Origin of the sequence: Prevotella sp. S7 MS 2, from assembly GCF_000762865.1 — a bacterium.
Taxonomy (GTDB): Bacteria; Bacteroidota; Bacteroidia; order Bacteroidales; family Bacteroidaceae; genus Prevotella.
Genome location: NZ_JRPT01000082.1, coordinates 1 through 8231, shown reverse-complemented (window position 1 = coordinate 8231; position 8231 = coordinate 1). Strand labels below are relative to the sequence as shown.

The window sequence follows — 8231 nt, the reverse complement described above, 5'->3', positions numbered from 1 at the left end:
CTTTACTGTACAAAATTATTAGTAAGAATTATTTTGAGTATATTTAAATAATTCTTATATTTGTGTTCAAATCTATTAAACACAAACTTATACATCACCATGAAAACAAAACGATTGACTTATGCGTTTCTCCTAGTACTTGCCTGTTGCCTCTGCGCATGTGAACATGTTGACATGGAGAAATATGCAAGTGGAGATGGAGTCGACATCACCTTTAGAGTTGATAAACTAGAACAAATCCCCTTTGAAACGTCAAATATCACTTCAAGAGCGGTCAACGATCTATCAAAAGTATGCTCAAGAATTAATCTTGCTGTATTTGAAGGCGAAAACAAAGTTACTTCTTTTGACCAGACTTCGGATACTCCGGGCTTTGGGACTCTTAAAATCAAACTCCCCAAAGGCAACTATACAATAGTGATAGTCGCCCATAGTGGATTAGGTAATGCAACCTTATCCAGCCCTACAAAGGTTAGTTTCTACAAAAACAAAGTAACAGATACGTTTAATTATGTAGCTAACATAACGGTGGGTGACCAATCCTCTGACTACAATATTGAGTTAAAAAGAGCTGTTGCCAAGTTCCGTCTACGCATCAACGACGACCAAATACCGGCAGAAGTCAAACAGTTTAAATTCTATTATACCGGTGGAAGTAGCACATTGAACTGTGTCACAGGATTTGGAGAAGTCAACTCACGCCAAACGGAATATAGGGATATTCCGACTAAATCTTCTGATGGATACTATATCTTCGATGTCTATACCTTTCCACATGCAGATGGCAAAGAATTAAAAATGAAGATAGATGCAATAGACGTAGCAGGGAATAGCATTCAGGGAACTGAATTTCCACTCGTACCTGTAACAACCAACCGAATTACACAATACACCGGACAGTTTTTTAGTGGCATTCAAGCCAACTCACCAGCAGGAATTAAAATTTCAATAGATGATAGTTGGGATTCAAGCTATTATAATGTAACTTTCTAAATACGAAATAATGAAAGCTTCAACAAATAACCCTTAAGTTGGAGCGGTGCGTACGAGACTCGAACTCGTGACCTCCTGCGTGACAGGCAGGCATTCTAACCAACTGAACTAACGCACCAAAGTGCTTTATCGAAGAGGTTTCAGGCGGTGCGTACGAGACTCGAACTCGTGACCTCCTGCGTGACAGGCAGGCATTCTAACCAACTGAACTAACGCACCTTATAGACCATCTTGTCAATTGCGAGTGCAAAGGTAACGATTATATTTTATTCCACCAAGAATCAAACAACTTTTTTATAGAAAAGTTTGCAATAATAATGCAGAATGAGCACATCCATCTTCCAAGAGCCAATCTTTAAGCTCTGAAGAGGCATGAAAGCCACACTTCTCCAACAGTTTGATTGATACTGTGTTCCGTTTATCGACAATTGCATATAATTGATGCATATTCAATGTCTTCTTACAATAGTCCATGACTTGCTTGATGGCAGCTCCGGCATAGCCCTTTCGACGATATTGACTCATAATAACAAAGCCTATCTCTGCTCGAAGATGCCGAGGACTGAAGTCAACTACATCAACTACCCCTACTCCATAACCATCTTCATTGAGTATCATCAGTCGAACTTGCTTATCAGTATAGATATCACAAGTAGAATTCGCAATATAATCATGTAGCAAATACTTAGAATAAGGCACACTAGTCGCCCCTACATTCCATACAGATTTATCGTTCTCTATCTTATAAAGTATATCCAAATCCTCCGGTTCTAAAGCCCTCAAAGTTACTTTACTCATCTGTCAGCACCTCCTTTGCTGTTATTAACCAATGATATTGTGGATAGAATAGTCCTAAATGAATATTATCTTTAGGATTCTCCGAAAGCGTATCTATGATAGTATCATATCTAAATCTATCGGTATCAAATACGATACATAACTCTCCTGTGAGATTTTCAGAACACAATTTATCAATATCAAGCTGCTCATTTTCATTTAACACCTTCGGATGAAGATCTAATCCATGCCCTTGTGCAAACTTCTCGAAAAGCAATATTTGTTCCTCATCACCCCAATAATAATATGTCATAGGCGCAACAATGCTCGGCAACAATCCCAACTTCTTTTTCAACTGTTCAATCAATAGCCCTACTAAAGCCTGCCCGGCTTTCAGTCCAATGGCTAATTGTATAGCCCAGAATACCAAAAAGCAAAGATTTTGGTTGTATTTTCGAAAGAAGATAAGCATTGCTTTGTAGAATACGTGGACATAACGAAAAGAAGATTTCTTCGTACTCTCACCTTTATAATGCAAGATAGACAATGGCAAATAATTGTTCTTCCAGCCATTCTGCAACAGTCGATAGGACAAATCAATGTCTTCACCATACATAAAAAAGGCTTCATCTAGCAAGTCTTTATCTTTGATGGCACCATTTCTTACCAAAAAGAAAGCCCCACTGACAATCTCTATTTCGCAAACTTCATCCCAAGAAAGATACCCCATGTAATAATGTCCGAACCGATGATGCGCCGGAAAACGACTACATAGTCCAATCAACTTATAGAACGCAGTCATGGGGGTAGGAATTCCACGTCGCGATTCTGGCGCCTTTTGTCCGGTTTCTGATACCATTCTGACACCTGCACCACCTATTTTCGGATCTTCGTCCATCTTCTTCAAGGCTTCACGAAGTACGTCCTCCCCTACGATTGTATCGGGATTGAGCAATAAGACATACTCTCCCACAGCTTGTCTAAAAGCTATATTATTGGCTCTGGAAAATCCTAAGTTATCACTATTCTGTATGATTTTAACCCAAGGAAAGTTTTTTTTCAGCAATGAAACAGTACCATCTGTAGAATGATTGTCCACCACAAACACCTCTGCCTCTATCTCTTGCAAAGCCTTAGACAATGATAGAAGGCACTGCGCAAGATAGTATTTGACTTGATAACTGACGATAATAACCGATAATTTCAAACTTCTTGGGTTTCAGAGAGACAACGCGACAAAGATGGATAAATAAAACAAGCACTCAATAAGAGGATGATTCCCATATATCCGAAAGCTACATTCATAAACATATAATATAAGAATGTATTAGCAACTAGCGGAATCATTAATAACAATAGGCGAAGGATAGCCAATCGCCTATAAGCGCCCGATGTCTCAGAAGAGCTAGAAATAATCTGCTTCTCTACTTTTGTGAAATGAAACAATCTCAATGCTAGTGGAATCACGCAGATGGTTAGCAACTCCATCACAACCGCCCAAAGAAATTCAGCACTCTTATCTGTAGTCCAATCACCCGGTAACAACAAGTCGCTCTCAAACAAAACAACCATCAGCAGAGACAGTACGATACTTCCCCAGAACAATCCTAATAATATATTACAGGTTCTTCTCATGCTATAAACTAACTTTTAAACGGTATACGATTCACGATAGAACGCCCCAATGTTACTTCGTCCGTATACTCCAATTCATTTCCTACCGAGATACCACGCGCAATAACAGAGATATGAATATCGAAAGGTGCGAGCTTCTTCGATATATAGAAATTGGTGGTATCGCCTTCCATGGTCGACCCCAAAGCCAAAATCACCTCCTCTACATCGCCTTGTTGTACCCTATCTACCAATGAATCAATCTCCAAATCGCTAGGACCGACACCATCCATGGGTGATATAACACCACCCAATACATGATATAACCCTCGATATTGTTGTGTATTCTCTATAGCCAACACATCTTGTACATTCTCAACGACGCAAACCATGGAGGCATCTCGTTTAGGATCTCCACATATAGAGCAAATATCCGTATCGCTGATATTATGGCATACGGTACAATATTTCACCTCATGACGCAGTCGATGAATCGCTTCAACAAAGCTATCCACCGACTGTGAAGATTGTCTAAGCTGATACAAAACCAGACGTAGAGCCGTTCTACGCCCTATGCCCGGCAACTTAGAGAACTCATCTACTGCTTTTTCAAGTAGCGAAGATGGGTATGATTCGTACATTACAGATAGACTCCTATACCGATTTTAAGACCAATCGTGGAATAATCACTGTGCTTCTTGAACGACTGGTCATAATAAATGGCAGGCTCAATTGTCACCGTACGACTTAAAAAGAAAGCGTATCCAACCTCTACACCCGGCATCAAATCATTGTAATGAGGTGCATGTTTATACTTACAATTTACTCCGAGGAAGATACCATTCTGCTCAATATAATAGCGACCACCTACACCCAAACTGTAGCTATCGCCTATCCCGTCATTACCAATGTGCGAATATCCGACCGTACCATAAGCCATCAAATCATCGACAATCATATATCCGGCCTGTGCCTGAAGGCCATAACTGAAATGACTCAAGCCATTATAACTCATATTCAAGCCTGTCAATGAACCTCCTATATACGTCTTGCCACCTTCAAACTGGGCATTTGCTGCTACCGTCATAAGCAAAGCAGCAATCATTAAAACTATTTTTTTTCTCATTACAAATTGATATTATTGATTAATATTATACTGTTTCCTATACCATACGAAGAACCATACCAACGAAGCAACCAATACTACAATGCTCCCTACATAAGATTTTGACTGGCTTAGTCCGAACGCTTGCTTTGAAACCAGCAAAAACGTCGAGCACACTACTGTCATAAAGACAGCCGGAACCAAACTAATGACAAAGGGTTTCTTACGTTGAACTAGATACACCGTCGTCGTCCAAAGAGCGAATACTGCCAGTGTTTGGTTTGCCCAGCCAAAATATTGCCAAATGACATTGAATCCATTAGGATTCTCCATCTGCCAAATGAGCAGCCCAAGAGCTAACACAAACATCGGCACAGCAATATACAGACGCTTATGCAGGGCCTTCTGTTCAAGCCCTAAAGACTCTGCTACGATAAGTCGAGCACTTCTAAAAGCCGTATCACCACTCGTAATCGGTGCAGCCACGACACCCAACAAAGCCAATATACCACCGGCAACACCCAGCCATCCTTCACAGATATACTTGACAACGGAAGGTGCATCGAAATATTGTACAAGCGTCTTACCACCTTCAAACTGGGCAATAAACTGATTGGCAACTTCCGGTGAAACCACCTCTTTCCATCCTCCATGATAGAAAAAGTAGATAGATACCGTAGCCCAAATCAATGCTACGATCCCCTCGGTTATCATTGCACCATAGAAGATAGGACGCCCTTGCTTCTCGCTCTTCATACAACGAGCCATCAATGGACTCTGAGTCGCATGGAATCCACTAATAGCTCCACATGCAATCGTTATAAATAAACAGGGGAATATAGGGTTGGTTTCGGCAAATTGAGATACGCCCAACCAAGCCGGGACAGCATTCAAATTGCTCGTAGGCAAGTCGCTCCATAGCTCTGGCAGTGTAGGCATCTTCAAAAACAGACCTATCAAGAGAGCTACAGCCATAAAAAGAAGCGAGAAAGCAAAAAGTGGATATATCTTACCTATAATCTTATCTATAGGCAACAACGTCGCTATGATATAATAAATGAAGATAAGCAGAATCCAAAGAAGTTTGCTACCCACAATATTAGACAGAACGATAGCCGGGCTATATACGAATACCACGCCCACCATCATCAATAGTAATACTGAGAAGACAAGCATGACCTTCTGCGTCCTTAATCCCAAATATCTTCCAACCAAGTCGGGCAAACCTGTACCATCATGCCGAACCGACAACATACCACAAAAATAATCATGCATAGCTCCGGCAAATATACATCCCAACACTATCCACAAATAGGCATAAGGACCATACCATGCTCCCATGATAGCACCGAAAATAGGACCGGTACCGGCAATATTTAAAAATTGAATCATGAATACCTTCCACCCCGGAAGCACCACATAGTCCACTCCATCGGCCTTTGCTACAGCAGGCGTCGGCCGATTATCCGGTCCGAAAACATGCTCTACAAAACGCCCATAAATGAGATAACCCACTATTAAAGCCAATAGACTAAGTGTAAAAGATATCATTATAATATGAATTTAAGCCTATTGCAAAAGTAAACATTAAATTTGAAAAGAGAAAAAATATAAGTACCTTTGTGACTAATTTGCAACAATAAACACCCAATAAATGAATAGAATAATAGCAATCATTATAACGCTGTTTCTCTTATGTTTCGACAGCACGATCGTGGCTCAAAAAAGTAAATACGAGGTTCGAGCCGTATGGCTTACCACCATTGGCGGTCTAGACTGGCCACATCGCTATGCTCGTTCATCTACCTCTATCGAAGCACAAAAACAAGAACTCATTCAAATCCTTGACAAGTTGCAAGAAGCAGGTATCAATACGGTATTGTTGCAAACTCGTATTCGCGGAACCGTCATCTATCCATCACGCTATGAGCCTTGGGATGGGTGCATGAGTGGCATTCCGGGGCGCTCTCCGGGCTACGATCCATTACAATTTGCCATCTCCGAATGCCATAAACGCGGCATGGAATTGCAAGCATGGGTCGTGACAATACCCATCGGGAAGTGGAATGGACTGGGTATCAAGAACCTTAAAAATCAAAGAGTAACGACACTCAAAAAGATAGGTGCCGATGGATACATGAGTCCTGAGGATGCCCGTACAGGCGAGTACCTGAGTCGGATATGTAGCGAGATAGTAGAGAACTACGATGTTGACGGTATCCACCTCGACTACATTCGCTATCCGGAGACATGGAATATCAAGATTCCCAAAGACCGTGCACGTCAATATATCACCGATATTGTAAGTCGCATACACGATGCCGTCAAAAGCCGAAAACCTTGGGTGAAACTCAGTTGTTCTCCTGTGGGAAAAGCCGACGACTTGACAAGATACTATAGCTACGACTGGAATGCTTATAATAAGGTATGTCAAGATGCACAAGGATGGCTACGCGACGGCCTGATGGACGAACTTTTCCCCATGATGTACTTCCGTGGAAACCAGTTCTACCCTTTTGCTATCGATTGGTCTGAACAAGCTAGTGGTCGAATAATTGTATCCGGACTAGGCATCTACTTCATGTCTCCGGCAGAAAAAAACTGGGATTCCAGCGTCATTGAACGTGAAATGCACATGTTACGCAGCTATAAATTGGGCTACGCCTTTTTCCGTAGCAAGTTTTTCACCGACAATCTGAAAGATATTTACGACTTCACAGCGAAATTCAACCGACATCCGGCTTTGGTTCCGCCAATGACATGGGCCTCCAAACAAACTCCCCCGGCACCTCAAAATCTCCGATTGGAGAAACAGATACTAAAATGGGAGAAAGCCGACGACACCTATTATAATATATATAGCAGTAGCACTTGGCCTATAGACATACAGAATGGAGACAATCTTTTAGCCGCAAAGATAGCCACCGACTACTTGGAAATAGAAGATACAAACATGTATTATGCTGTCACAGCAATGGATAGATACGGCATAGAGAGTCGGCCAAGTACCATAAGACAAGTTTCTCCCAAACAAGATATCAACGTTTCGCTACCATGCGATGGGCGGAAAGTGACCATTCCTGCACTCTATTTACAAGACTCCCCTAATCTCACCGTGGCAATTACAAGCCTCACCGGTGTCATCCTCTCAACTGCCACAGTGCGTACCAACAATGTTGATGTGCATCAACTCGCTAATGGTTCATACATCTTACGTACCCTTAGTGCCAACGGTCAAAGCCATCGTATCGGTTATTTTACGATTAATAGATAATCGGCAGATACATTTCTATCCTCCCAATCCCACAGATATGAGATAGCCTCTCACCTATTTATTTACCCATTTACCTGTTAACCTCAAAACTGCAATGGCCGGGCAACATCGCTGCCCCGACTCCGCAGTAATACTGAAAAGCACCAACAGCAATGTTGACAAGCTTTTGCAGCAAATGAAGGTTATAAGTTTATCTGTTTGTTTATGTCTCTAGACACCTAAGATTAAAATACTTAAATACTTTGACCGTTTTGTGATAGAAGTGCAAAGCATACATACCGATATAACCACAATACAGCATCCTACACTTCTCGGTAAAGAATAATCTAATCCTGCTGTTAACCTATGGACTACAATGAATAAATAACACTGAAAAATATAAATCCCTATTGAATTCTTTCCAAGAGTTGATATAACATGGGAAATATTCTTTCGAAAGTCCGTGGATAAGAAACATCTCCCAACCTT

General features: G+C 41.2%; 8 protein-coding genes and 2 tRNA genes. 2 read left to right on the top strand and 8 right to left on the bottom strand.

Translation table 11 applies throughout. From position 1 onward, the window contains the following. The first annotated feature begins 174 nt into the window (after nucleotides 1-174). Nucleotides 175-993: a FimB/Mfa2 family fimbrial subunit gene (locus HMPREF0671_RS10890; protein WP_052053026.1), complete on the top strand. Its 819-nt coding sequence runs from the start codon at nucleotides 175-177 to the stop codon at nucleotides 991-993. 44 nt (nucleotides 994-1037) lie between these two features. Here the strand turns inward: HMPREF0671_RS10890 and HMPREF0671_RS10885 are convergent. From HMPREF0671_RS10885 to HMPREF0671_RS10850, 8 genes are all read right to left on the bottom strand, one after another. Next, nucleotides 1038-1111 (bottom strand) — tRNA-Asp (locus tag HMPREF0671_RS10885). Nucleotides 1112-1138: 27 nt separating this feature from the next. Next, nucleotides 1139-1212, bottom strand: a tRNA-Asp gene (locus tag HMPREF0671_RS10880). A 75-nt stretch (nucleotides 1213-1287) separates the two neighbouring features. Beyond that, nucleotides 1288-1791 (bottom strand): GNAT family N-acetyltransferase, encoded by a 504-nt coding sequence (locus HMPREF0671_RS10875; protein ID WP_036900535.1) that lies wholly within the window; start codon nucleotides 1789-1791, stop codon nucleotides 1288-1290. Then, nucleotides 1784-2977, bottom strand: a complete 1194-nt coding sequence (locus tag HMPREF0671_RS10870; RefSeq protein ID WP_036900533.1) for a glycosyltransferase family 2 protein — start codon at nucleotides 2975-2977, stop codon at nucleotides 1784-1786. The genes HMPREF0671_RS10875 and HMPREF0671_RS10870 overlap by 8 nt, the downstream gene beginning before the upstream one ends. Beyond that, on the bottom strand, nucleotides 2974-3405 hold the full coding sequence (locus HMPREF0671_RS10865; protein WP_036900531.1) for a hypothetical protein: 432 nt from the start codon (nucleotides 3403-3405) through the stop codon (nucleotides 2974-2976). The genes HMPREF0671_RS10870 and HMPREF0671_RS10865 overlap by 4 nt, the downstream gene beginning before the upstream one ends. An 8-nt stretch (nucleotides 3406-3413) precedes the next feature. Continuing rightward, nucleotides 3414-4025: a recombination mediator RecR gene (gene recR, locus HMPREF0671_RS10860; protein ID WP_036900529.1), complete on the bottom strand. Its 612-nt coding sequence runs from the start codon at nucleotides 4023-4025 to the stop codon at nucleotides 3414-3416. Next, nucleotides 4025-4510 (bottom strand): outer membrane beta-barrel protein, encoded by a 486-nt coding sequence (locus tag HMPREF0671_RS10855; RefSeq protein WP_036900527.1) that lies wholly within the window; start codon nucleotides 4508-4510, stop codon nucleotides 4025-4027. The genes recR and HMPREF0671_RS10855 overlap by 1 nt, the downstream gene beginning before the upstream one ends. Nucleotides 4511-4522: 12 nt before the next feature. Continuing rightward, a complete protein-coding gene (locus HMPREF0671_RS10850) occupies nucleotides 4523-6040 on the bottom strand; it encodes a carbon starvation protein A (RefSeq protein WP_036900525.1) in 1518 nt (505 codons plus the stop codon). A 103-nt stretch (nucleotides 6041-6143) separates the two neighbouring features. On the opposite strand from HMPREF0671_RS10850, the gene HMPREF0671_RS10845 reads away from it, so the two are divergent. After that, nucleotides 6144-7763: a family 10 glycosylhydrolase gene (locus tag HMPREF0671_RS10845; protein WP_036900523.1), complete on the top strand. Its 1620-nt coding sequence runs from the start codon at nucleotides 6144-6146 to the stop codon at nucleotides 7761-7763. The last annotated feature ends 468 nt before the right edge of the window (nucleotides 7764-8231 follow it).

Bases quoted from the DNA above. Each gene is read 5' to 3' on its own strand.
- HMPREF0671_RS10875 (WP_036900535.1), bottom strand. From the start codon at position 1,791: ATGAGTAAAGTAACTTTGAGGGCTTTAGAACCGGAGGATTTGGATATA.
- HMPREF0671_RS10845 (WP_036900523.1), top strand. From the start codon at position 6,144: ATGAATAGAATAATAGCAATCATTATAACGCTGTTTCTCTTATGTTTC.
- HMPREF0671_RS10865 (WP_036900531.1), bottom strand. From the start codon at position 3,405: ATGAGAAGAACCTGTAATATATTATTAGGATTGTTCTGGGGAAGTATC.
- recR (WP_036900529.1), bottom strand. From the start codon at position 4,025: ATGTACGAATCATACCCATCTTCGCTACTTGAAAAAGCAGTAGATGAG.
- HMPREF0671_RS10855 (WP_036900527.1), bottom strand. From the start codon at position 4,510: ATGAGAAAAAAAATAGTTTTAATGATTGCTGCTTTGCTTATGACGGTA.
- HMPREF0671_RS10850 (WP_036900525.1), bottom strand. From the start codon at position 6,040: ATGATATCTTTTACACTTAGTCTATTGGCTTTAATAGTGGGTTATCTC.
- HMPREF0671_RS10890 (WP_052053026.1), top strand. From the start codon at position 175: ATGGAGAAATATGCAAGTGGAGATGGAGTCGACATCACCTTTAGAGTT.